The following is a 23,830-nucleotide window of genomic DNA, read 5'->3' as shown; positions in this document are numbered from 1 at the left end:
CTGTTTACCATTACAAACTATATCAATTCAAACCTTTCTGTAACCATCTTCATCGGAAAATGATATGACAAGGTCTTTTATCCGGTCGCTATACCAGCCATTTTTCACATATTCGGGGTATATCGGCAATCTCTCTTTGAGCGGTATGTCCCGTACCATCTGTTTGAGCTTTTCAATACTCGGCCACTGAGCTTCGGGATTGATCCAGTCTACGGTCACAGGAGATATGCCACCAAGATCAGTGACACCACACTGTATGAGAATGTATGGGTCCAATAGATTTGGCGCAACCTGTATTGTTATGTCTGCGGGAAGTATTTCCCTGGCTATCAACACGGTCTGCATCATTTCCTCATCTGTCGGCGGAGGACAGTCGGCCATGGGCGTACCGGGTTTGGGTGCGAAGTTCTGGATTATGACTTCCTGTATGTGTCCGTATCCTTCGTGCAGTTCAGCTATCAATTGCAGTGAATTTATCCGGTCATCCAGTGTTTCTCCGATACCGACAAGCAATCCTGTTGTAAAGGGTATTTTTAATTCGCCTGCATATCTGATCGTCTTTATCCTGCCGGAAGGTTCCTTGCCCGGGCTGGAAACATGTGCATCCAGATCAGCAGTGGTCTCAAGCATCAGTCCCATACTTGCATTCAACGGCTTTAAGGTCTCAAGTTCGGTGTAGTTCAGCACACCTGCATTTGTATGCGGAAGAAGTCCAACATCTATCGCACTCCTGCAAAGTTCCTCCAGATATTCAACCGTGGAAGTATAGCCCATATCTGAAAGCCATTGTTTGTATTGCGGCAGTTCTTCACCGTACTCCCCGAGAGTGTACAGGACCTCAGTGCACCCTGCACTCTTGCCATCTTCAAGTATTGGCAGAATTTCTTCCGGGGTCATCAACTTTGCTTCCGGGTCATCAGGACTACGTCTGAAAGTACAATATCCGCAGTTGTTCCTGCAAACATTGGTCACGGGTACAAACACGTTGCGGCAAAATGTGACAAATTCGGGCATCGTTACTTCCATAGATACAATAACAAATACATAAGTTTAATTGAAGGTCAATATATATGAATGCAGCCCGGACATGTGTTCATCCCTTATATGCACATCACACGATTCATACTGCCTGAAAATGATCTATCGTGCAGCTTTTGAAAATAATAGCTATTGCAAGATATATATATGCGGACATACATTGGAATGCAATAGGAAAAACAAATGCAGAGGTTTAAAAAACGTAATTTTCCATATCGCAGAATAATCGGCGTTTTTCTGATATTAGTTATCACATTTTTATATAGTAATTTCGTATTCGCCTTTGAGTACGATGATAACTACTCGATCAGCATAAAGCCCAAAATACTCTCATATAAGGCGTCCGGAGAACCCGTCAAACTTACAGATAACGAATCGGCGCGTGACCCCACATGGGATGAGCTTATGATCTTCCTGAAAGAAGATGACACTGACAGGATCCTGTATCGGAGTAATATCTTTGACTGTGTGGATTTTGCAGAAAGACTGCATAATAATGCCGAAAAAGCAGGATTTCGCGCCGCATATGTTTCCGTTGATTTTCACGATCTTCGAAAAGGGCATGCCATAAATGCATTTCAGACAACCGATAAAGGTCTGACCTTCATTGATTGTACAGGTCCACAGGTCCAACTCGGAGAACTGGACAGCTATGATAAGGTCGCCTACATAGAAGAGGATAAAGAGTATGGGATCGTCTCCGTGTATTATACCGATACTCCCGATTATGAGTTCTATGAGCACAGAAAGGATAACCAGCGTTTAAGAGGATTTTTTAAAAGTGTCGGAGTAGTTAAAAGTGCGCATGTGTATTGGGAACATTATTGATATTCGTATTTTGCAGATCAGGACTGGGATGAGCACGAAAAGTATCGTTTGTTTATGTCATCACATATTACACAGTTCATATTGAAAAGCTGTTCTTGGTTAATGTGTTTAATCTCTCTTGCAGCCCTTTCAAAAACAGGAGCAAAAGCAGAAAGCAAGTTTTGTATTACTTTAACAACAGAAAAATTTGAAAATATTTAAAATTACTAGCAAAACTTTTAACATCTTTACTTTCATACAGCAAAATGAGCTTGGGGAAATGCGATTCTATTCCTGGATACATTAATAACTTAAAAATAATACTTTCACCTTGCATAGTAAAGCAATATAAATCATAATTGCATTTTCGAGTTCATAAAAATGAATTAAGAGGACTCGGATGAAGAAAACAACATGCGCCCGGTGTGAAGAAGGTCTGGAAATTATTGATAAGTACAGTCATTTATTAAACCCGGAAAAAAAGATAAAGACTTCCGATCAGCAAAAGATCAACGGACTGATATCAAAGATGTCAAATGTTCTCAACACATCAGTATAAACAGCCCACGACTGTGCCCATAACAAGCAACCAGTCATCGACGACAACCAACGTGAACCCGGTACAAGGAAGCATTTTGATTAAGCTTTTAAAGTGACCGGGAAGTCTGTTTTTGATCTTATCGCATTCCGGCAGATCGCAAAAACATCGGGATTCTGTTACAGATCCCTTTTTTTATCAAAAATCCCGTCTGGCAGGCATTTACGCTGCTTTACGGTTCGGTGTCATTTTTCCCGTTACATTCAAGTTGAAAATTGTTTTATTCAAACAATATTTTAGAAGCTTTGTTTATTGATTATTTATATTTTTAGGGCTGAAAATAATGTAAAAAGGGTACAAAATTAGTATCTTACTATTGCGCCGATAGTCTAGTGGTTATGAATGGGCCTTCCAGCCCTAAACCCGGTCCTAATCCCTGTTGATGCACTTGTTTTAAATCTAGAAAATATGTGGAATCCGGGTTGGTATGGCAAAACAAATATCCATTGTATTGTAATGATCAGAGTCTCAAAATCTATTTTAAAAGCCATATAGGTAAATATGGATGCTTAAATGCGTGAAAATACCCTCGACAGGTAAGTATAATCATTAGTGGGAACGGCTTTTATACTAGAATGAACATTTTCGCCATAATCAGAAGGTAGGATGAGGCACCCAATAAACCACCACGCTTATGGTGCCTCTTTCCTTACGAATCCGGGATGTCCCCACATCCCTTCAACCCCCACTCACTCAACCCGCATGGCTGAGAAGGCAGGATGAGACGCCTGATAAACCACCACGCTTTAAGGCGTCTCTTTCCTTACGAATCCGAGATATTCCCCAATATCTCTCTTTAACTCCACTCCCAATAGCTTGTGAGCGACCCCTGCTCACAATACATAATATGTTTTATTTGCATATAACCAGAACGCATTTTAATATACGGGTTGCTACTAAGTTTTGTTTGTAAGCAATGTTTTAACGGCGTTAAAATTTCATGTGATACTTGCAATTAATACCGCCTGGTGAAACCTGGCGCCCGTCCTACCAGGCCGGATCACTCCATCACCTTCCCCAATATCTCAGCAACCTCCGGATTCTTTTCCACAAGCTCCATCAAGGCCATAGAGATATCAGAGCGCTTTTTCTCAAGTTTCTTTTCGTGGCTGTAAATCCCACACTTTCACAATTTGTTATTATTTATAAAAAGTCCTATTCTTGCAAAGTGAAAGTATTATTTGCCTGTCGGCTTAAGATTTAGAAATTAGAAGCCTCGGGCGGGGTTTTAACAATATGTTCAAAGCCTTTATATGAAATGAAAGCATATTATCTAATGAGATGATATCATGGCAATCTACAAACTGAATGTTCAAAAGAGGATTGCTAGCATTGATGAGATCCAAACTTCTGATGCTAACAAAAGGATGATAAGGGATTTTGTAGACTGTTGCTATACAGAAGGGTTAACCGATCACCGGGCTTTAAAGTATCTTTCCTCTCTGAAACAGATAGCGCAATCTATAGATTGTGATTTTACTGAAGTTACTGAAAAGGAACTAAAAAAATTGGTTTCCGAAATTGAACGTTCCGGTAAAAGCGAATGGACAAAGCATGACTATAAAGTCGCATTAAAAAAATTCTTTAAGTGGATGTATGGGGGTGAAGAACATCCGGCTACCAAGTTCATTAAAACTACTATGAGACGTAAATGTAAGAAGTTGCCTGATGACCTGCTAACTGAAGATGATATCCTGAAACTGATCAACGAGGCAACAAATTCCAGAGATAAGGCTATCATTGCTTTACTGTGGGATATTGGCGCAAGGATTGGCGAAATTGGCTCACTCAAGATAAAGCACATAAAATTCGATGAACACGGTGCAATAGTTGTAGTAGATGGGAAAACTGGCCCACGAAGAGTACGTGCAGTCTGGAGTGTGGGATACCTTATGAATTGGCTGGAAGAGCATCCATCTGCTAATGATCCGAATGCACCTTTGTGGTTCAATTTCAGCCAGCGTCAGAACTCAATAGAAACCCTTCGATATGAAGCCATAACAATGCAAATAAAAAGAACAACTAAAAGGGCTGGAATTAACAAGAAAATAACCCCTCACCTATTCAGGCACTCGAGGGCAACTTTCATGGCGAACCATCTAACCGAGGCACAAATGAATGAATATTTTGGCTGGGTGCAGGGTTCAGATATGCCAAGCGTCTATGTACATCTATCAGGAAGAGATGTTGATCAAGCCGTATTGAAGGCAAATGGAATTGAAATCCAAGAGGAAGAGGAAAAACAAAAGACTACAACATGTCCAAGGTGTAAGATAATTAACACCCCAAACAACATGTTCTGTTTCAGGTGTGGCGCTGTCCTAAATCTAAAGACTGCAGTAGAATTGGAAGAGCAAGCCAAACCGCTAGATGAAAATTTGAACGCTTTGCTGGAGTCAAAGATAAATGAACTTGTTGAAGCTAGAGTAAACGAAATGTTAAGCAAAATGAGATAATCTTTAGTATAAAATGAGTATATAAAAAAAATTTAGCTTTTTTTATCCATAGTCTTAATGGTAATACTACTTCTCTACCTTTATAAGTTGGTTGTAAATTATCTTCTCTCCAAAGCTTGTAACTTGACGAAGGTTTTGGATTTTAACAGTCCCATTCAAGAAATCCATAGTTAGACAAGACTTGTAGAGGATATCAAAAATAAAATCATTCACAGGTAAACTAGAGCCAAACGCTATCACTCCCTTTTCGGTTACCCTTTGTTTTTCTTGCTTTACATCAGGAGATATACTTAATAAATAAGTAACTCTTTCTATTAAATCTTCAGTTTTTGTTCTTAAACAAAGATTAAAGAAAGTTGATGATTTCTTTAGCTGAGTCTTGAATTCTTCTTCTAAATAATATTCAGGGTATGCGTGGTTTTCTTTTGTACTTGTAAGTAAAGAACGATGCTTTTCTATCAAGAGATGTAAAGCATTGTCGTTTATTTGCATTACAGGAAGTAAAGAAGGATATTCATCTAGCATTTTTTCTAAAATTGGTATGTTGTATATAATACTGTATTTTGTAGGCCGCCGTCCAGGAGAACTAAGTTTGATTTCTTCCCCACGAATATATTCTTTTGCTTCCAGTCTTTTTAAGTTCTTACTTATATTCTTGTACAGTATTTCTTTCTCTTTTTTGTAGCCTAGTTTTTCAGTTAAAGTTCTTGTAGTCGCACTAGAGTTTAATAAGGCTAGTAATATTTTTGCAGACACAGATATCTTTTGCTTCATGTTAACATTTCTGTCTAACTTATATTTTAATAAATCGCTTGTAATCCGATTAATTGTCAACAAACACTTTTAAGTCTTTAATTATCGGCGTCTACTAGAAAATCACCAACTAAAAAAATATATTAAGTATTCATACTAATTCTAATTTGTACTTATGGAAAAATCATAACGCAACAAGAAAAGAGGAATTATATGTTATACTTTGGGCAAAGAAAAATCCACAAACAGGGTGGAAGCTATATGGTTTCACTTCCAATGCCTTGGATTCAAACCATGGGCGTCAATATAAAAAATGTCAGCATAGAAATGGATAACGAGAATACGTTAAGGATTGTAGCCGGTGATCTCCGCCAAGATAATCCCGGCTACAATATGCACTCACAGCCAACTAAAAAGAAGGTGATGAGCAATGACACGTATGAGTGAAAAAGATATAAAAGTATCTTCTGACAAAAAGTTACCTTTTTTAAAGTGTCCAAGATACAAGAGTTGTTCAGTGAACAATTGTCCCCTTGATCCTTGCTATCCTTATGGCTATGTCGATAAGCGTGACTACGAAAAAAAATGTACTCTCGCAAAACCTTATCGTTCAAGGATCGGGAAACAATTTTCGGATATTCTTCCACGTGGCGGCCTAACTACTAGCGAGTACGCAGGTAGAAAAAGTTGGGATGAGATGTCTGAACAGAAAAGGTCAAAAATCACTGAAGAAGGTAAAAAACGCCTAAAAGCTCTTCATCTGAAAAATAAAATTGGAGATTCATACCTAAGTGGGGAAGTGTGAGCAATGAAGTATAACACAAAAAAAGAGGGTGTATCCCACGATAAAGATTTGTTCACTCATATGCCGAAGGCTTTACAGACCATGGCTTTAATTGAACAAAGGGCAAAAACACGCTTTTTGGAGATTAAGTCGTCTATTGAAAGAGGAGAAACGACTCTGGAAGAAGTAAAGCGACAGAGGGGGTTAATTTAATGACCGTACCTCTTAATGATATGTCTCTTTATGATGCAAGCAAATATTACCATGAAATAGGGATGCGACCACATCCATTATCCAAACCCGACGATAAAAGAGCAAGCCCTGGAAAAAGACCTCTTGTAGAGAACTGGAACCATATAGGCATCTTGACAGACCGACAATATGAAAAGCACTTCATGAATAATAAATGTAATATTGGAAACGTTTGTGGTAAAGATTCTAATACAACAGTTATAGACCGCGATTTCATTGTAAAAGGAATTTGGGAATATATTACAGAAGGCATTGAAACTAGTCTATTTGTTATCCAGAAAAGAATAAACTCTAGGGATCATTTATTCTTTAAATATACTCCTAAACTCGAATCAAAGAAATACCATGCACTTGGTTTTGAATTATTGAATGATGGATGCAATGTAGTATTATCTCCATCAATACATAAATCTGGACAAAGATATCAATTTAATAAAGATCCTGCTGACAAACCAGAAATTCCAAGTAGTATGGTTAATCGTATAGAGGAAATTTGCAAGGATTGGGAATCACTTATTTCCAAGTTGCATTTTTGCAGGCCAGCTTTTCAACGTTTTTTCCAAGCACATTTTGTTGACAATACAAAAAGCAACCCACATTATAGAGATATGTCTGTCTTCCATGGATCAACCGGTCGTGAGTTGGAACTGCATCTATTTGCTGAACTCAAACGTAATGGTGCTACTGAGAAAGAACTCATGATTCTTTGCATGTTAATACACTTGGAAGAGTATGATTCTCAGAAATCATCATATCAAATCGATAAAATAAACCCTGAAGCTACTGCAACAACTGACACAATAAAGAAACATCCTATATTATCGCAGTTCAGTATTGAAAAAGATTATGATTGTAGAATGCCTAACATCTCTAATGAACCAGAATCAGTAGAAAATTCTGTAGAGGATAACATATTACCTATTGACATTGAACTTTTGAAAGAATGTATTGGAGAGCATAATTTTATTATTGATTTTATAGATTATGTTGATTTAGCTACAGACGCTTATCCAGAGTATGCATTTCAAAATGCTGTGATGATTCTTTCAACTATAGTAAAGAGACGTCTTAGGCTAAATCTTGCAGTAGGTCCAGTTTATCCAAATATATGGAGCATAAATATTGGATTGTCAACTGTAAGCAGGAAAAGTACGGTGTTTGCACTTGCACTTGATTTGCTAGAAAGTAACGATTTTGGCATCCTGTTACCTGGTGATTTCACACCTGAAGCTCTTGTTTCCCAAATGGCAACAAAAACAGTTTACGAAAAGCAAACCAAAAATGGATCTAAAAAAGTTGAAAAAATTAATGAGAAAGGAAAAGAAAACTCTAGTAAAGGATTCTGGAGGGATGAATATAGTTCATTTGTTGCTGGGATGACAAAATCATATAATCAAAGCTTGAAAGAATTTTTATGTTTATGCTATGATTGTCCTATCAAGTATGACAGAGCTCTAAGGCGTGAACATTTTTATCTTGAAGATGTTTATCTTCCAATCAATGTTAACACAACTATAGCAGCTTTAAGTGAAGTGGTAAATTCGCGAGTTGACTTTTCAAGTGGTTGGTTACCTCGTCATTTATTTGTAAATCCTACTTACTCTCGTGAGAGCCGCAGAATGAATTTGATGTCGGAAGAACAAGTCCATCTTCGCAATAAACTATGTGATTTTTTACGTTATATGGATAAGGCATTAAATGTTGGTTGTTTAGATGTTGGTATAGAGAGTGATGCACTTGAATATTGGAACGACTGGTCAGAGTTCAAAACACAACAAATCCAGAAAGCACAGGATGAAGTAGAAGCTGCAGCTTTTGGAAGATATAATATTGTTGCTTTGAAACTGGCAATTCTGTTCGAACTGGGTAAACAATATGCAAATACACTTGATTCATTAAGTGAAATAAATGATATAAGTATATTAAATTCACTTAGTATTAGTATAGAAAGTATCCAATGTGCAATATTTCTTATTGACAACATGTATATGAAGTATTTTAGAGAGGTTAAAGAACTTATTGAACTTAATAATTTACAGAATTATATTTCTGTTACTCTCAATGTATTAAAAAAGAAGAAGGAAATAACAAGGTCAAAACTGTTAAGAGCTACAAAACTCTCATCACGTGATCTTGATGAAGCACTAAGAACTCTTTCAGAAAGAGAACAGCTTGAGATTATTATTGATGATAAAAACTCCAAAAAACCCGTAACTCTTTATAGATACATCCATAGATGTGATAATGACGTTGAAAGTGAAGATAATCTGTTTAAAAACACTTGTGGATGTAAAAACTCTTCATTTGCAGCCCCCACAAAAAAAGTCAATTGCGAGTCTATAGAAACGAAGCTTACTCAAGAGCAAATATATAGATTCTGTAAAAATTGGGAGTGTAAATCTAATAAACATATCAATAGTCAGAATTATGTGGTAGTTGCTGAGAAATGTTGCCAAAAACACAAAGGTAACGATTTACAACGAGTTCTATTTTTTGTAAGTAAATACGCAAAAATAGCTTCTACAGCTTTTTCAATAGATCATGTTGATGAGGTAAACTCTTCATGACTGATAAACGCCGGAGACTTAAATATGTCAAATGCCAATATCACAAGCAATATCAATAAAAATCCGTCAGAAATCTTATCCCGACAACATTTGCTTGATGTTTCTAGTAAGATGATTAAAGAAATATTGTCTAGGATAAAATCTAAGCGTTTCAGGCCTACTGAAGGAGATTCAATCAAACTCCAATACCTTCGTGTACTTGTAAGCGCCATACAAGCTCACAATTCCATTCTAAAGGATACTGAGTTAGATGATATAAAAAAACGTTTAGAAAACCTGGAGGTAACATTGAATGACAATTGCAGCACTTAAGAAAAGATTATCTCGACTTGAAAAAGGAAAATGTAGAGGAAGAAATATCTTTCTTTCTTCTCAATTTGAGAGGTATGAGGATTATCTTGTAGAGGCTAAAAAAGCAAGAAATGATTTTCCTAATACTATCTCAAGCATTAATGTAATTCCTCCAGCAAGTGAATTAAAAGAATGTCTACAGCGTATGGAAACTGCAAAAATGGATGAGGAACTCATTGATTTTGTAAAGAAAGAGCTTGCATCATACCCTAAAATAGCCTGTTATAAAAGATGATACTAGTTTTTAAGATACTTCTGACGTGTCTCCCATAATTGTACTCCTCTAATATTTTATTATTTTCATACTTACATGAAATGTATTCTTAACGTATGGTTTCAAAAATCAGAAGTAATTAGCTTCTAATGTATATACAATAAAAATAAATAACAATAAACTTGTTATTATTCGAACACGATGGCTTACAAAAAACTCAGTTTCAAAAAATTGGATAATGTCGTTAACCCTAAATCAATACATGGTATTTATCCTTATAGGGGAAAAATATCTGCAGTTGATGCTAAACAATTAATTTCACAATTTCCTAAGACGGGTATATTATTGGACCCTTTTTGTGGTTCAGGAACTATCATATACGAAGCCAAAAGGCATGGAATGAATGTGATAGGTGTAGATAATAATCCAATTGCCACTCAAATCTCAAAAGCAAAATTAGCTCATGTTGATATTGATTCATCTCTGGAAAAAATCAATAACATTGTCGAAAAAATTGATTTATCTTCCTTTATTCAAATGCCAGAAAATGCTTCTAAATACTTCCATGATAACACAGCCAATCAAATAATGCATCTTAAGGAACACTATGATGTTTTTTCTGATTATGAAAAAGGTTGCTTTTTAGGTGCTATCTGTTTAGCTGCTAGAGGCTGTAATAACTATAAATGGAGTTCCACTCAAATCGGTTCAATATCAGATGAAAAAAAAAATATTGATTTTCATTCTAAATTCAAGATGAAACTTAAAAAACATAATTTTCCAATTAGTTCAAATGGCTCTTTAGTCATACAAGGAGATACAAGAAAAATTAGTGAATATGTTGAAAAGGGTTCTGTTAATTATGTATATACCAGTCCACCCTATTTTGATGCATTAGATTATACCTCTAACTATACTAGGATAATTCACAATATATTTGAAAATGATTATCTAACCATAAAAAAGAATTTGATCCAAAATTATAAAAGTTACGAGAAAGACATGAAATCTTGTTTCGATGAAATTAAAAAAGTAACTGCTCCAGATGCTATTATTGTTTTTGTCGTAGGTAACAAGAAAAGAGGAAAAAAGATTATCAATGGCGGGGATTTTTTCGAAGAAATTATTGATGAAAAGCCATCATATATATTAGAAAGAGAGTATACTGGTACAGCAAGCAAAATATGGGACAAAATTAACAATACTACAAGAAAAGAACAAATTGTTGTATGGGATAAGTCAGAATGGTAGCTACTAAAACAGAGACTAAACTATTTTGTACAGATTCAAGAAAAATGTCAGAAATAGAAGACGAATCTATTCATTTAATAATAACTAGTCCTCCTTATTATGATTTGAAAAATTATAATGAAAATGATAATCATGAAAACCAACTTGGTAATCCAGAAAACTATGATGAATACATAAGTAGTCTTAACAAAGTATGGAAGGAGTGTATTAGAACCTTATGTCCAGATGGTAAAATTTGTATTAATATTATGCCAATATTTCTTTCTGGCAAAGAAACACACTTTAATCGCCGAGTAACAAGAACGGTTATAAATGATATTGAAAACTATATGAATTCGACAGAGGAAATGTATTTACATTCTCTTTATATATGGGATAAACGTAAAATTGCAAGATTTAGTTCATTTGGTTCCTACCCCTATCCTCCAAATATATTTTCTACAATGCCTTATGAATGGATTGTTGTATTTGCAAAAAAAGGAAAAAGAAAGTTTGATAAGGACTTAAAAAAGAAATCAAAGATAACAACAGAAGAATGGCAAAATTGGGCTATAAATTCAATTTGGGAAATGCAACCTGAAAAAGCAAAATTCATTGGTCACCCTGCTCCATTTCCAGAAGAATTACCTCGAAGGCTTATTAAACTATATAGTTTTGTTGGGGATACAGTATTAGATCCTTTTATAGGTAGTGGTACTACGGCAGTGGCAGCAAAAAAATTAGGTAGGAATGCTGTTGGGTATGAAGTAAATCCTGAATATATCCAAATTGCTAAAGAAAGGCTTGCTCAAACAAATATTGAATCTTTTTGATTTAAAATTATTTACACCAAGGAGCTTTTCGCAAGGAATAAACATCATTTTCCTTGGTTACAATCCCACCTGCAAGTAAACCTATAAATCTATTGTCTGCGAATAACTTTGGGAACCAAGTTTCCCAATTCCATTCTTTAGAAATAGATAATTGGTAAGCCCTTAAAGATCTTAATGCTTCAATGGAAATAAATCTTAAATTTTTTTCTTCTATATACTTATATAACTCAAGTCTTCTCGTACTGTGTGGAGCATCACTATTTTCTGGATATAGGCCTATTTCATTTCCTCCAACTAAGTATGAAAAGATCAAAGTATAGTTGTTTTCTTTAGATTCCTTTTCCAGCTGAGATTTATACCTGTCCCATTGGTCACGAGAAATATCTCTCAACATTGCAGCAACAGAAGCTTTACCTTCTAAAACACATACTATTTTATCTTGTGGGGAACAAATCGTAATATCGAGATGACCCTCGCGAGAATCCAAGTGATTAGATGTATTTATGGAGAGTTCCCCGCTTGGTGATGAGCAAAAAAATGTCCTTGTAGGGTCACGAGATAAGTTCCATATAATTAATGTACCTAATGGATTAGAAATTTCCGTTTCTTTCTGCATAGAATGGTTTGCTAATTTATCAGCTGCAGGTCCAAACCGCGTATACTTTCCTTGAAACAGCTTATTGCAAGTATTCTGTAGACTTATATTGGTTTTAAATTGAGAAGGGGATCCTTGTACGGTCAGGTAATTTATTTCTTCAACATCTATACAATTTAAACATCCAAAACATAATTTATTGTCAATATCACCAATATTAGCTCCTTTTAATGCATGACTATTGGGAGTACATATTTCAATAAATTCTCTATTTAATGTAGTTTCATTACTAACTGCCTTCAAAAAATGGTCTAATGTGGCCCCAGATGGCATCCTAATACTATTTTCGCAAAAAGTTTTCAATATAGCCTCTCCACAAATATTTCATCATTGTTTAATAATTCTTCTATCCTTAATTTTACAAATGATGGGGCACAAATGGCATTATTCGACAAAACATTTATAGTTGGAGTAAGATAATCATTTTCAAGAGTGTTAATGTACCCATACAAAGCAACATTAAATCTCTCAATGTTTAGAATTGTCTCATATTGTGAATCTTTAGAAATATAAAATTGCTCATCTTGAAGAGAAACTTCTGCTAGTTTACTGAGTGAAATCATTGTATTTGTTTCATTTGCTTTTCGGAGAGCTTCAATTAAAAGAAGTTTCCGGTTTTTTGATTTATTCCCAAATTGTATTCTGGCATTGTTAATTACATTTTCTTTACAACAACGGCATCTGTTGCCTAAGTTTCTATCCGTTGCTTTTGGAATAAAATGTTCATATGTAATTCCATTTGATAAGTCAAGTCCATTAGAAACAATTTGCTCTATTTGTGATTTATTAATGGACCATTTCCTTGGGAAATGTTTTTTGTTATCTAAAGCTCTTTCAGTTAACCAATTAGAATATCTAAAAGGCGTAAGATCATAATCTGTTGGATAACCAACTGGTTTTACTAAATTTGCGCTTGCACAAAGCATCAACAGTGCTGTAGTAGATCTAGTTACTGCATCATTAGAAGTATTCCCATCCCATGTTTGTACTCTTGTTATTGTTCCATTTTGACAAATTGTTTCGACGGGCTCATTTGTTGGCAAAATGCTTAATACTTGATAGAGATCTGTATTTCTAATTAACATAGAAGTAGATTTATGGAGATTATGTATCAAATTGACAACCGGACCATAGCTTAAGATTTTTTTAGTTAGATATTCATTCAACTCTGAACTGCCCCAAGACAAATTCAAAATATCTTCAGCTTCTGCAGTCCATTTTATCTTCTTTAGAATTCCATTTGATTGTGTAATTAAATCACATAATCCGAAAATGTTCATAGCTATGCAAGTTTGCCCTACAGGTTTTGATTTCTGCGAATCATTGTCTCCAATTGCATGAACCCATTGACATATTCTTTCGTCTGTTCTTGTTTTTAAAAAAGGACAATAATGAGTTCTTCCTAAGTGTTTGGCAATATGTTCGGGAAGTTCCTGCCTCCCAGGGCAAACATCTATAGGATTTATGCCGTATTCAGGAGAACATTTCAAATCCATTGGTTTAATTTCATCTCCTGAACTTGTAAAACGTGATTTGAACACGCCCCATAAACAACCAAGGTTTCCATATTCTGCACGATTAATTATATTTGCCATTTTTCAATCCTCCTTGTAATATGAAAAAAAAGTATTTTGCGGCCATTCAATTGTATGCAAACGTTTCAGAATTTTTTCGCTTGTAAGTATGATAACACCTGCAACATCAATGTTTTCACTTTCTAAAATAGAAAGCTGCCGACCTAATTCTGCATATTTTCTTCTGATGTCCGCACTTTTTGAAATTGGATGAATAATCCACCTAAGTTGATCAGGTGTCTCAATTATATACTTAAAAACAATGTGCCTTTGTTTATAAGGGATATAATAAAATATATTTTCCCTATACTTTATACGGCATTTTTTAGAAAACGTAAGAACAAAAGATCTTGGAATATCATCTGCTTTGCCTTCAGGAACATAAGCTTCCATTTTTGATTTATGTTCACTTGTAATATCTCCGCTTCTATACACTGTAACAATTTCAGGAAACTCTTCTTTGCATAAATCAAATGTTTTTGGGATACATTTTGCATAATAACTATTCATCAAATCTGTAGCAAGTTAGGAATAAATCCTTTATAAGTTTTTTCCAAAAGAGGTTTAGATATTCAAAATTATTATTTTATTTTATAAATTTTTAATGATACTTGTTAGTAGATTGTTTCAGAATAAGTTTAACCTCTATAATGTGCACGTGCACAACTCTTAAAATTGCTTACTGCATCAAAAATAAATTAATTGGTAATGTGGTAAAGAAATAACTAAAAGGAAAACTCGAAAGGATTAGGTTTTATTAATTTACTTTGTTTCAAAAAACAAATTATGTAAAAGCAATATCTAAAAAAGGCTTTGAACAAAAATTTAGAAGCCTCGGGCGGGATTTGAACCCGCGACCTCGTCCTTACCAAGGACGCGCTATACCCCTAAGCCACCGAGGCACAGAATCAATATTGGGGCGCTGGCACATAATATGCGGAATCAATTAATAATGTTTCGGTCAGGAGGCAGGGGTTTATATAAATTTACAGCTCCCACCGGGAATCCACCGGGAATCTCTCATTGATCCACATCAGGACGCTATTATGGTGTACTATGCGATATGAGCGGGAGAGAACCATATCTGCGCCGAAAACAGGTTTGTGATCACTTAGCTCAATGTCCTCGAAGTCCCTGCGTGTTTCTATGCTGTTATCACGAAGTATTCTCCCAATGGGGATATCGGCTTTCATCATATCACAGCGTACAGAATCGGGCATCTTATCTATAGAAGATAGGGAGCGGGCGTACACGTAAGGGGTATCCCCGGCCATGAGCGTGACAACGCGATCGTTGATATCCGCGCCGACCTCCACGCCGAATATCTCTGCCATCATCTCATCAGCAGGGATTATAGTCTGATACTCCGTCACAACCGCGGTCGTATGCTTGGTCATTATCTCCAGCAGGAAGGTCACCGAGCCGTCGGTTCCTGCACACACCCTGAGACATGTAGGGATATCAAAGCTCTTCAGTTTTTCAATAAAATCCATTTTTAACAAAATCCCGGATTCTGGTCAAATAAAGAAATAACTTACTTGGAAACTTTCTTCTTTGCCTGTTTCAGGCGCTCCTTGGCAGTGTATCCTGTAGCCTTGTAAAGGAAATCCCTGAAACGCTTATTAGTGTCCAGAATAAGTTCATCGTCCGTTACGGAAGTATCGGACACCGTATCAACAGCCAGTTTTTTACCTTCTATCCATACTGTCAGGCTGGAGAGGATTCCATAAGATGTAACAAACTTGTCACCTTCCTTTTTGACCTCGCTTGAGAAGGACTCATTCAGGCATTCGTATATCCGATCCATGTCAGCTGTATAACCACGCTTTAACTTGTATTCTTGCATTTCAATCAGGATATACAATAGTCTTAAAGCGAATAAATTTACCGGTAGATCTGAAGTAAGATACTATGAGATAGGACAACAGAACACATAAACAATTGTAACTTCACCAACCGTTGCAGCCCCCGATCCTTGATAGTGTGGATAAGGCCATCTTCCAGCAATTCACGGCCTTGCACATGGGATGTCATCAGGGATACGACAAGGCCCTCGATGTCTATATCTGACTACAACATATCTTTCCACGTTGCGTAACTGGACGAAACTCTACGCCTTCAAACTTAGTCGTTTCCTTTTCTATTACCGACTTGTAGGAGTCGTGCTTTTCGAACTGTTGCAGTCAAGAACTGTGTTGATTGCAGACCTGAATCTTTGTATGACGAATATCTCGTATCACTGAGCAAGGCAGAATATTTTTTGATAACAGAGGAGCTGTCGACGAAGAGTCTTCATGAGAAGTAGGATTAACTAAACAAAAGAACAGTAGCCTTAGCAGCACCGATATCACAAAAAAATACAAGAAAATGCAGAAATGGCATTTTCCCTGTGTTGCAACGTGTTAGTTTAGAACGTTATCACATTTCTTCAGTTTCGTTCACCTGCTGAGTTGCGTTCGTATCTGTCTCTTCAGTATCGTTGACCTGCTGAGTTTCGTTCATATCCGTCTCTTCAGTATCGTTGACCTGCTGAGTTTCGTTCATATCCGTCTCTTCAGTATCGTTGACCTGCTGAGTTTCGTTCATATCCGTCTCTTCAGTTTCGTTCATCTGTTGAGTTGCATTCGTATCTGTCTCTTCGGTCACATTGAAGGTGAACATATAAATATCCCAGTTATTCTCTTCATTGGTCCCCATCCATACGGCTGTATCATTCGATATTGAAGGATTCCTCTGAGCTGTTTCATTCTCGGTTACCTGCATCTCTTCTTCTGAAGTAATGTTGTACATGAAGATATCCCAGTTATCGTTACGGTAATCCATCCATACAATCTTATCTTCAGCAACTGCGGGAGACCACTTTATCGAATCGTTATCTGTTACCTGCATCTCTTCTTCTGAGGTGATATTATACATGTAGACCTGTCTGCTGTCGTTACCTTCACCTATCCAGACCACTGTATCATTATAAATGGCCGGGACCCGCTCATGTGACTCGTTTGTGGTCAACTGTGTCTCTTCTTCTGAGGTGATGTTGTACATGAAGATATCACGGTTATCGTTACGACTGTCTTCCCATACGATGGTGTCGTTATAGATGGCCGGGTTTCTCTGGTTCGATTCATTTGTGGTTATCTGGGTCTCTTCCTCTGATGTGATATTGTACATGTATATATCCCAGTTACCGTTGCGGCTGTCCTGCCATACGATCTTGTCATCGTAAATTGCCGGGAAATACTGCCTCAACTCGTTAGTGGTGATCTGCATCTCCTCTTCCGATGTCAGATTATACATGAAGATGTCCCAGTTACCTTCACGGTCATCCATCCATACTATATTGTCACCGTATACTGCAGGATAATACTGTCTTGATTCATTTGATGTTATCTGCATTTCCTCTTCCGCAGAGATATTGTACATGAAGATATCCCAGTTATCATTACGGTTATCCATCCATACTACCTTATCATCATTAATGACAGGGAAGTACTGTCTTGATTCATTTGTGGTTAGTTGCGTTTCATTCCCCTGAGCTGGCTGTGCGGCAACATTGCCTGCCAGCATCAGGAACGAAGCAACTATAAAGCATATCATTACACTTTGCCTGAGTTTCAATTCTAACCCCCCTAGAATACAATCCATCCTTATATCCGGATTGCTAGTATAATAAGAGGCTTGTGTACTTTTATTGCTTTGGAACTATAGCTTCTGAAAATGGTTTCTGTATTAAGGCCGTTATGTCATCTTTTCAAGACCATCTTTCCTCTGTCCCCGACAAGCCTTACCTGTGGCACCTTCTGAAGCACCATCCTCCCCAGTTCCTTGAGATCACCCCATGAAGGTGTAGGCTCTTCATGGCCTTTGAATGGAAGGTCGAACTCCGGATTGCTCATGAACTGGTAAAGCATGACCTCTGAAGCACCTTCAAGCTCAGGCAGAATACGTGGCATTGTATCAGTATTCACATACTCGGGTATTACCCTTATCCATATCCTGAGCCACTTCTGTCGCGTGATCTCAAGTGATCGGTGCAGAAGGTCAACATACTTTTGAGTGCGTTCCCCGGACATTCCTGTCAGTTCCATTATGGCCTGGATATCATCAAGAGGGGCCTTGATCTCAAGCACAGAACCCTCAACAAAGGGCAGTGCACTCTCCAGTACATCAGGCTTCATACCATTGGATTTTAGAATGATCTTCTTTCCGGTGTCATTAAGTTGTTCGATCAGTTGCAAGATATCTTTTTGAAGGGTTGGTTCAGCTCCACCCAGATAGACATTTTCAGTTGTGGATTTTTTTGCAAAATCCACGATATCCTCAACGGACCATTCCTTCATTGGCTGATGTATATGCACACAATAGGGACAGCGCATATTGCACCCTGCAAATTCCACGCGGATCTGTCCCTTGGCATCAGATAGATCAATCAGTCTCATTCAAATCCTTCCTGTACATATTAAGATAACATCAAAGATATTATTATCTATTATTTTCAATACGGATCTTGTTTACGGCAGAAAAAAAGCAGAATGGGGTCCTTTTGATATATTCAAGGTTCCGTTTCCAACAGCGATTACTATTTATCCGGCGCGAACTATCAAACCTAAAAATGAGGTGATCAATTTGGCAAAAAGGTTACAGCTTGAAGATCTGGAGAAAGCAAAGTCCATGGAGAATGTCGATGAAAAAGAGCTTGAAGGCCTCTATGATCTGATCATACCACCGGGCACTCCTTCATACATCATTTATGATATGGTGGAGGAGTTCGATCTTGAACCCATAGGAAGGAAAATAAATGTCGATATTGTGGAATGTGATGAAAGAGAAGTTATCGTATTACGCGGAACTCTGGAGGTAGTACAGGCCGCCGAAAAGTTCCTGAAAGAAGAGTTAGAGGCATGGGTCAATAGCGACTGATAAAAGCTCCATGCTCTTTTTTTACTTATTATCAGGATCAAATACCAATTCCTGTTATTCCATCCTTTGATAGATCGAATACAGTAGTTCTGCCACTGTCGTCATAGATGTCCAGTTTGCGGACCTCTTCGATCTTTCCGATGATTGCAGCCTTTAATCCTGCTTTTTCTAATACTTCGATGCATTCGGCAGACTTTTCCTTTTTTGCAGTCAGGATATAGCCTGTGGCGGGATATATCTTAAGCCATTGTTCAAAGTCCACATTATCAGGTCTTGGTATCTTCCTGAGGTCAACAGATGCTCCTGTTCTGCTGACCTCACAGAGCATTCCCAGGGTGCCGATGGTTCCTGGGTTACTTATGTCCTTGCCGGCGGTCACAAGTCCTTTCTGGCCGATCTCCTGCATGACCATAAACCTTTCACGCACAACTGCTGGCTCTTTGAATGATGTGGTGTCCCAGCTGTAGGGAGAATTCTGGCCCACCCTGCCTTCCATATCATAAGCTGCAATGATAACATCATCCGGCCTTGCAGTATCACTCCTGATAACACTGTCCTTTTTGGCTATGCCAATTATCGCAACCGCAAGAGAATTGTAAGGTGTGTCTGGATGCATGTGCCCTCCGACCATGGGTACGCCGAACTTTTTAATCCCGTCCCTGATACCTTTCATCACTTCCCCGGTTGAATTATGGTCACTGGAGGACATCACATTCACCATGGCAAGGGGTTTTCCACCCATGGCTGATATATCGTTCACATTAACCACTACGGATGTGTAACCGGTCCACCAGGGACTTTTATTTACTATTTTGCCCCATATGGCATCCGCTGCGAAGAGGATGACATCATCAGTTCCGATATCAATTACTGCAGCATCATCTCCGAAATCCACTATGGCATCACCATATTCCGGACGTACTGTCTCAAAGATGCGTATGATGTCGGATATCGGTTTTTTACGGGTTACTCCTTCAAAGGTCCTGATACTTTCCGCAAGCTCTTCAATATACAAAAAAACACCTGCACAATGATAATATAATTAATAGATTATCTACAGACAAGAACCTCAAATGAATATCAGTGGAAGGCCTATGCCTTCTCATCTGAACTCATTTTCTTTTTCATGTCAAGCTTAACTATGTTCCTGCGCTCTTCACTCATCTGTGAAAGGTCCTTGCCGATAAGACCGAAAGCATCCGACCTGCACTGACGACAGTGTCTCATCTGCTGGACATAAGGTGCACATGTATCCTGGATGGCCTTGCACTCTGCAGGGGTTGGCGCTACCTTGTCTGCGAACTTTGCCTGACAGATAAGTGGCATCACATTCATGATAAAGACGCCAAGCTCGTTTATCTTCCTGGCGACCTCGACAATATGCTTATCATTGATACCCGGAACAAGAACGGTATTTATCTTGACGACAAGACCTGCCTCAACTGCAAGCCTGATGCCTTCCAGCTGGTTCTTAATCAGAATCTCAGCTGCCTCAATGCCCCTGTAGACCTTTCCCTTATAGGAAATATGGCTTATCAACTGAGCTTCGATCTCCGGATCAATTGCGTTCATTGTTACCGTCAGTGTAGTGACCCCTGTTCTTAACAGGTCCGGCAGCCTCTCGGGCAATGCAAGCCCGTTGGTACTTAGACAAAGTGTCGCATCAGGGAACTCATTCTTAATAAGTTCCAGTGTCTCAAACGTCTCATCGTTTGCTAGCGGGTCACCGGGGCCTGCAATACCTACCACCTTGATGAAAGGATATTCCTTGAGTACCTGCCTGGTCTTCTCAAGAGCAGCCTCCGGGGCCAGTACTTCACTGGTCACACCTGGTCTGCTCTCATTCACGCAGTCAAACTTACGATCACAATAATTGCACTGAATATTGCATTTCGGAGCTACCGCCAGGTGTATCCTCCCAAACTTATGCTGGGCTTCTTTGGAATAACAGGGATGTTGCGCTATCACTCTTTTGATATCCGCTTCCCTGGAAATTTCTATATTACATGTATCTGAGTCTTGGTTCTCCATATTTACAACTCCTTGGCAGCTCCTGCAAATTCAGGTCAGTTTAAGCATAAACCATTGATAAAGTTTTGTATCAGTAATCCATGGGAATATTTGCTCAGGGACATATCTCGCACCACTTGCCCTGACCTTCCCATATCTTCAGGGACAGCGGGAACTCAAGTCTTGAGGAAAGGCGTGCATGCATATGCTCGCAAAGGTTCTCAACACTCGGATACTCCAGTATCTGGTTAAGCAGGACATGATCGTATTCCTTCAGAACTTCCTTCACTATCTTTTTTATATCGTAGAAGTCCATCACCATCCCATTTGTATTCTTCTCTCCCTCAATTACAATCTCAATTTTGTAAGTATGACCGTGCACTATTCCGCAGGTAGTGTGCTCCGGAAGATAGTGAGCACTGTCAATATGGTCGATTATTCCAAGTTTCATTTTCATTATAAGCACCCCCACATCCTGTGGGTCTGTGGTATTATCTTCGTATCGACATTGTCGAGGAGTTTTTCCTGAAGGTCCAGCAGGTAGCCCTGTTTTGGTAAACTCTCGGCCTGTGACACAGGTTGCAGCACCAGGCAGGAAATATAACCGGAGATCGCCCCCACAACACCTTCGATATCATCTGCATCAGTATCTTTTGTAATAACGATCTTGCAGAAACAGTCTCTGTTTTTGGTATTTTTCAGAACCCTGAAGCATTCGATCGTTCGCTCTATATGGTCATCAAAATCCTCAACAGAAGACGGAGGTATCATCTTGACATCACCTGAGACATAAGACAATTTGTCCCTGACCTTTTTTGCCATGTGTGGCAGGGTCATATTGGATTCTAGATATAGAGGTTTTGATATATTCAGTCCGGAAATGAATTCCGCATGCAGCAATGGCTCTCCTCCTGTCAGTGATACCGAGTGTATATTCCCGAAGGAAGCAACCATCCTTTCAACAGCATCTCCTGAAAGGGGGTTTTCCAGATAGCTGAAAGACCCGGACCCGGATTTCTCCTCAAATCGGCTCATTCCCGGGCTCCCGGTTGGCGTATCACAATAGGAACAACTAAGGTTGCATCCTGAGAAACGTACGAATGCCTGTCTGGAACCAACGTAAGGACCTTCTCCCTGCACAGAACAGAATATCTCGCTTACGGGAGCATACATCAGATCACATCCAGAGGCCTGGATTTCCGAAGATCTTTTTCGATGTCATTTATCTCATTGTGGTAAGAATTTGCTATTTCATGCAGCACTTTATCAACCTCATCTCCTGTGATCCCCATTTCATTCAGGCTCCCGTAATGGTCATGGACCACGTTTATACCGAGATGGATCTTCTGAGACACTGCAGAGGTACTGGCAATGGACACAGTGAGCTTCTTACCTTTTATGAAAAGATCGTCGCCCATACGTTCGATCAAGGGATATCGGAACAACAGGACCTCGCTGGTAATTGCTGTGAACAGCCTCTGTCTTGCATAGACCAGTTTCAGATCGGTGGAGTCGAAGTGTTCAATGATGAAATGAAGCATATCCTCAGAGAATATGATATCACCTTGCTTTTTGTCCTCAAGATCGATCATATGCTCTATCTTCACATCACATGCTCCCCTGAAAGCTATTATGGAATCTGCCTTTACATCTGCCAGGTTATATGCCCAGAGAGAAGATATCTGACTACCATCATAATCAATTGACTTATCAAGAATAATGCATTCCATATAATCACCAGAACTGTTAATCAGGATATTACTCCAAGCCTTACCAATAGCGGGTCAGAGACATCTGCCTCAGTAAAGGCTCGTTTTCGCCTCACACAACTCTCACAGGTACCACAGGGAATCTCTTCACCGTGATAACAGCTCCAGCTGAACTCAAGAGGAGCATTTAGTGCCATTGCTTTCGCAACGATCTCCTTTTTATCCATTCCCAGAAGAGGAGACATTACCCTGACCTTGTTCAGGGTGGAATAGGACAGTGAGTCATCCATAGCATTGATGAACTCCTGGGAATTGTCAGGAAACGTAACAGCTTCTTCCCTGTTGAAGCCCACGATCACATGGTCAAGTCCCATGCTTTCGGCAAAGCTGGCGGCAATATTGATCATCACACCGTTGCGGTTAGGTACCCAGACATTCTTTGCGGATTCGAAGCTTATCGAAGGGTCCGCATCTTCGGAGATTTTCTCAAGGGACATCGCAGGAACTTCTTCCTCCCTGTTTACAAGAGAGGTCGTGGTTATTCCGGCAAGCCATCCAAGGTCCACTACCCGGAGTTCGAACCCGAAATGTCCGCTTATCCTTTTTGCACATTCGATCTCACGTTTGGCTGAACGCTGGCCATAATCGAACACCAGTGCCAGTTTGATATCGGTATGCTTCCTCGCAAGCGATATAGCAGTAACAGAGTCGAGACCGCTGCTTAAAAGAGCTATTGCATTAGTAATATGAATCCTCCATTGTATAACTGATAATCAACAATAGTATTCTGTCATAATACTCAGAGAATATATTTTTACTATAAGAAAGCATCGCTTTAAGTATGATAACCATATATAATTATAAACTAAATAATATATAAACTAATAAAAAATGGGGTATTTGATTGGCAGTTATTAAAGATAAGGAAGTTTTTATTTCTCTTATCCAGAAAATGGGTAATCCACTATCATTCAGTTGATGTTATGTAATATGAATTAGACATATTTTCATCATGGGGAAACGGGGACCAAAACCAAAATACACTAATGTTGCTTGTCCTAATGAAGACTGTGAATATTATG

General features: G+C 38.3%; 28 protein-coding genes and 1 tRNA gene. 13 read left to right on the top strand and 16 right to left on the bottom strand.

Going from position 1 to position 23,830, the window contains the following annotated elements; translation table 11 throughout:
* Positions 1–27 precede the first annotated feature (27 nt).
* A complete protein-coding gene (gene cofG / locus CUN85_RS11975) occupies positions 28–1,014 on the bottom strand; it encodes a 7,8-didemethyl-8-hydroxy-5-deazariboflavin synthase CofG (protein ID WP_135390569.1) in 987 nt (328 codons plus the stop codon).
* A 207-nt stretch (positions 1,015–1,221) separates the two neighbouring features.
* Between cofG and CUN85_RS11970 the strand changes: the two genes are divergently transcribed.
* From CUN85_RS11970 to CUN85_RS11965, 4 genes are all read left to right on the top strand, one after another.
* A complete protein-coding gene (locus CUN85_RS11970) occupies positions 1,222–1,866 on the top strand; it encodes a hypothetical protein (RefSeq protein WP_235856325.1) in 645 nt (214 codons plus the stop codon).
* A 379-nt stretch (positions 1,867–2,245) separates the two neighbouring features.
* Positions 2,246–2,404, top strand: coding sequence for a hypothetical protein (locus tag CUN85_RS13090; protein ID WP_167848879.1), 159 nt, complete (start codon positions 2,246–2,248; stop codon positions 2,402–2,404).
* Between the two features lie 1,007 nt (positions 2,405–3,411).
* Positions 3,412–3,558: a hypothetical protein gene (locus tag CUN85_RS13085; RefSeq protein ID WP_167848878.1), complete on the top strand. Its 147-nt coding sequence runs from the start codon at positions 3,412–3,414 to the stop codon at positions 3,556–3,558.
* Between the two features lie 174 nt (positions 3,559–3,732).
* Complete coding sequence (locus tag CUN85_RS11965) at positions 3,733–4,899, top strand: tyrosine-type recombinase/integrase (RefSeq protein ID WP_135390550.1); 1,167 nt, start codon at positions 3,733–3,735, stop codon at positions 4,897–4,899.
* Between the two features lie 66 nt (positions 4,900–4,965).
* On the opposite strand, the gene CUN85_RS11960 is transcribed toward CUN85_RS11965, so the two are convergent.
* A complete protein-coding gene (locus CUN85_RS11960) occupies positions 4,966–5,673 on the bottom strand; it encodes a hypothetical protein (RefSeq protein WP_135390549.1) in 708 nt (235 codons plus the stop codon).
* A gap of 240 nt (positions 5,674–5,913) precedes the next feature.
* Between CUN85_RS11960 and CUN85_RS11955 the strand changes: the two genes are divergently transcribed.
* The 7 genes from CUN85_RS11955 to CUN85_RS11930 all read left to right on the top strand — a co-directional run bounded on the left by CUN85_RS11955 (position 5,914) and on the right by CUN85_RS11930 (position 11,883).
* Positions 5,914–6,099, top strand: a complete 186-nt coding sequence (locus CUN85_RS11955; protein WP_135390548.1) for a hypothetical protein — start codon at positions 5,914–5,916, stop codon at positions 6,097–6,099.
* On the top strand, positions 6,092–6,457 hold the full coding sequence (locus CUN85_RS11950) for a hypothetical protein (RefSeq protein ID WP_135390547.1): 366 nt from the start codon (positions 6,092–6,094) through the stop codon (positions 6,455–6,457). Before CUN85_RS11955 ends, CUN85_RS11950 begins: the two co-directional genes overlap by 8 nt.
* A 191-nt stretch (positions 6,458–6,648) precedes the next feature.
* Positions 6,649–9,255: a DUF3987 domain-containing protein gene (locus tag CUN85_RS11945; RefSeq protein ID WP_135390546.1), complete on the top strand. Its 2,607-nt coding sequence runs from the start codon at positions 6,649–6,651 to the stop codon at positions 9,253–9,255.
* Between the two features lie 24 nt (positions 9,256–9,279).
* Positions 9,280–9,567, top strand: a complete 288-nt coding sequence (locus CUN85_RS13080; RefSeq protein WP_167848877.1) for a hypothetical protein — start codon at positions 9,280–9,282, stop codon at positions 9,565–9,567.
* A complete protein-coding gene (locus CUN85_RS11940; protein ID WP_135390545.1) occupies positions 9,548–9,841 on the top strand; it encodes a hypothetical protein in 294 nt (97 codons plus the stop codon). Before CUN85_RS13080 ends, CUN85_RS11940 begins: the two co-directional genes overlap by 20 nt.
* A gap of 180 nt (positions 9,842–10,021) precedes the next feature.
* Positions 10,022–11,071, top strand: coding sequence for a DNA adenine methylase (locus CUN85_RS11935; protein WP_135390544.1), 1,050 nt, complete (start codon positions 10,022–10,024; stop codon positions 11,069–11,071).
* On the top strand, positions 11,065–11,883 hold the full coding sequence (locus CUN85_RS11930; RefSeq protein ID WP_135390543.1) for a DNA-methyltransferase: 819 nt from the start codon (positions 11,065–11,067) through the stop codon (positions 11,881–11,883). Before CUN85_RS11935 ends, CUN85_RS11930 begins: the two co-directional genes overlap by 7 nt.
* A gap of 7 nt (positions 11,884–11,890) precedes the next feature.
* On the opposite strand, the gene CUN85_RS11925 is transcribed toward CUN85_RS11930, so the two are convergent.
* The 6 genes from CUN85_RS11925 to CUN85_RS11900 form a co-directional block, all read right to left on the bottom strand.
* Positions 11,891–12,841 carry a PD-(D/E)XK nuclease family protein gene (locus tag CUN85_RS11925; RefSeq protein ID WP_135390542.1) on the bottom strand — a complete coding sequence of 317 codons (951 nt, stop codon included), beginning with the start codon at positions 12,839–12,841 and terminating at the stop codon, positions 11,891–11,893.
* Positions 12,838–14,133, bottom strand: a complete 1,296-nt coding sequence (locus CUN85_RS11920; protein ID WP_135390541.1) for a hypothetical protein — start codon at positions 14,131–14,133, stop codon at positions 12,838–12,840. Before CUN85_RS11920 ends, CUN85_RS11925 begins: the two co-directional genes overlap by 4 nt.
* A gap of 3 nt (positions 14,134–14,136) precedes the next feature.
* Entirely contained in the window at positions 14,137–14,625 is a 489-nt protein-coding gene (locus CUN85_RS11915) for a hypothetical protein (RefSeq protein ID WP_135390540.1), read from the bottom strand.
* Positions 14,626–14,942: 317 nt separating this feature from the next.
* A tRNA-Thr gene (locus CUN85_RS11910) sits at positions 14,943–15,014 on the bottom strand.
* An 84-nt stretch (positions 15,015–15,098) separates the two neighbouring features.
* Positions 15,099–15,605: a chorismate--pyruvate lyase family protein gene (locus tag CUN85_RS11905; protein WP_135390567.1), complete on the bottom strand. Its 507-nt coding sequence runs from the start codon at positions 15,603–15,605 to the stop codon at positions 15,099–15,101.
* A 41-nt stretch (positions 15,606–15,646) separates the two neighbouring features.
* Positions 15,647–15,958, bottom strand: coding sequence for a DUF5611 family protein (locus CUN85_RS11900; RefSeq protein ID WP_135390539.1), 312 nt, complete (start codon positions 15,956–15,958; stop codon positions 15,647–15,649).
* 244 nt (positions 15,959–16,202) lie between these two features.
* Between CUN85_RS11900 and CUN85_RS13075 the strand changes: the two genes are divergently transcribed.
* Positions 16,203–16,355 (top strand): hypothetical protein, encoded by a 153-nt coding sequence (locus CUN85_RS13075; protein ID WP_167848876.1) that lies wholly within the window; start codon positions 16,203–16,205, stop codon positions 16,353–16,355.
* A gap of 175 nt (positions 16,356–16,530) precedes the next feature.
* Here CUN85_RS13075 and CUN85_RS11895 read toward each other — a convergent pair whose 3' ends face one another.
* Positions 16,531–17,727, bottom strand: a complete 1,197-nt coding sequence (locus tag CUN85_RS11895; RefSeq protein ID WP_167848875.1) for a hypothetical protein — start codon at positions 17,725–17,727, stop codon at positions 16,531–16,533.
* Positions 17,728–17,852: 125 nt separating this feature from the next.
* The gene (locus tag CUN85_RS11890) at positions 17,853–18,548 is read right to left on the bottom strand and encodes a radical SAM protein (RefSeq protein WP_135390537.1); all 696 of its coding nucleotides are present in this window, start codon (positions 18,546–18,548) and stop codon (positions 17,853–17,855) included.
* A gap of 187 nt (positions 18,549–18,735) precedes the next feature.
* Between CUN85_RS11890 and CUN85_RS11885 the strand changes: the two genes are divergently transcribed.
* Positions 18,736–19,029 carry a hypothetical protein gene (locus CUN85_RS11885; protein WP_135390536.1) on the top strand — a complete coding sequence of 98 codons (294 nt, stop codon included), beginning with the start codon at positions 18,736–18,738 and terminating at the stop codon, positions 19,027–19,029.
* 37 nt (positions 19,030–19,066) lie between these two features.
* Here CUN85_RS11885 and CUN85_RS11880 read toward each other — a convergent pair whose 3' ends face one another.
* The 6 genes from CUN85_RS11880 to queC all read right to left on the bottom strand — a co-directional run bounded on the left by CUN85_RS11880 (position 19,067) and on the right by queC (position 23,494).
* Entirely contained in the window at positions 19,067–20,044 is a 978-nt protein-coding gene (locus CUN85_RS11880; RefSeq protein ID WP_135390535.1) for a methanogenesis marker 2 protein, read from the bottom strand.
* 77 nt (positions 20,045–20,121) lie between these two features.
* Positions 20,122–21,060 (bottom strand): nitrogenase cofactor biosynthesis protein NifB, encoded by a 939-nt coding sequence (gene nifB / locus CUN85_RS11875; RefSeq protein WP_135390534.1) that lies wholly within the window; start codon positions 21,058–21,060, stop codon positions 20,122–20,124.
* Between the two features lie 94 nt (positions 21,061–21,154).
* On the bottom strand, positions 21,155–21,496 hold the full coding sequence (queD, locus tag CUN85_RS11870; RefSeq protein ID WP_205804451.1) for a 6-carboxytetrahydropterin synthase QueD: 342 nt from the start codon (positions 21,494–21,496) through the stop codon (positions 21,155–21,157).
* A complete protein-coding gene (locus CUN85_RS11865; RefSeq protein ID WP_135390533.1) occupies positions 21,496–22,212 on the bottom strand; it encodes a 7-carboxy-7-deazaguanine synthase QueE in 717 nt (238 codons plus the stop codon). Before CUN85_RS11865 ends, queD begins: the two co-directional genes overlap by 1 nt.
* Positions 22,212–22,769 carry a DUF366 family protein gene (locus tag CUN85_RS11860; RefSeq protein ID WP_135390532.1) on the bottom strand — a complete coding sequence of 186 codons (558 nt, stop codon included), beginning with the start codon at positions 22,767–22,769 and terminating at the stop codon, positions 22,212–22,214. The genes CUN85_RS11865 and CUN85_RS11860 overlap by 1 nt, the downstream gene beginning before the upstream one ends.
* 20 nt (positions 22,770–22,789) lie before the next feature.
* The gene (gene queC, locus CUN85_RS11855) at positions 22,790–23,494 is read right to left on the bottom strand and encodes a 7-cyano-7-deazaguanine synthase QueC (protein WP_135390531.1); all 705 of its coding nucleotides are present in this window, start codon (positions 23,492–23,494) and stop codon (positions 22,790–22,792) included.
* Positions 23,495–23,830: the final 336 nt, after the last annotated feature.

The organism is Methanolobus halotolerans, from assembly GCF_004745425.1.
Lineage (GTDB): Archaea > Halobacteriota > Methanosarcinia > Methanosarcinales > Methanosarcinaceae > Methanolobus > Methanolobus halotolerans.
Note: the sequence above shows the minus strand (reverse complement) of the source record. Positions and strands in the feature narration are given on the sequence as shown.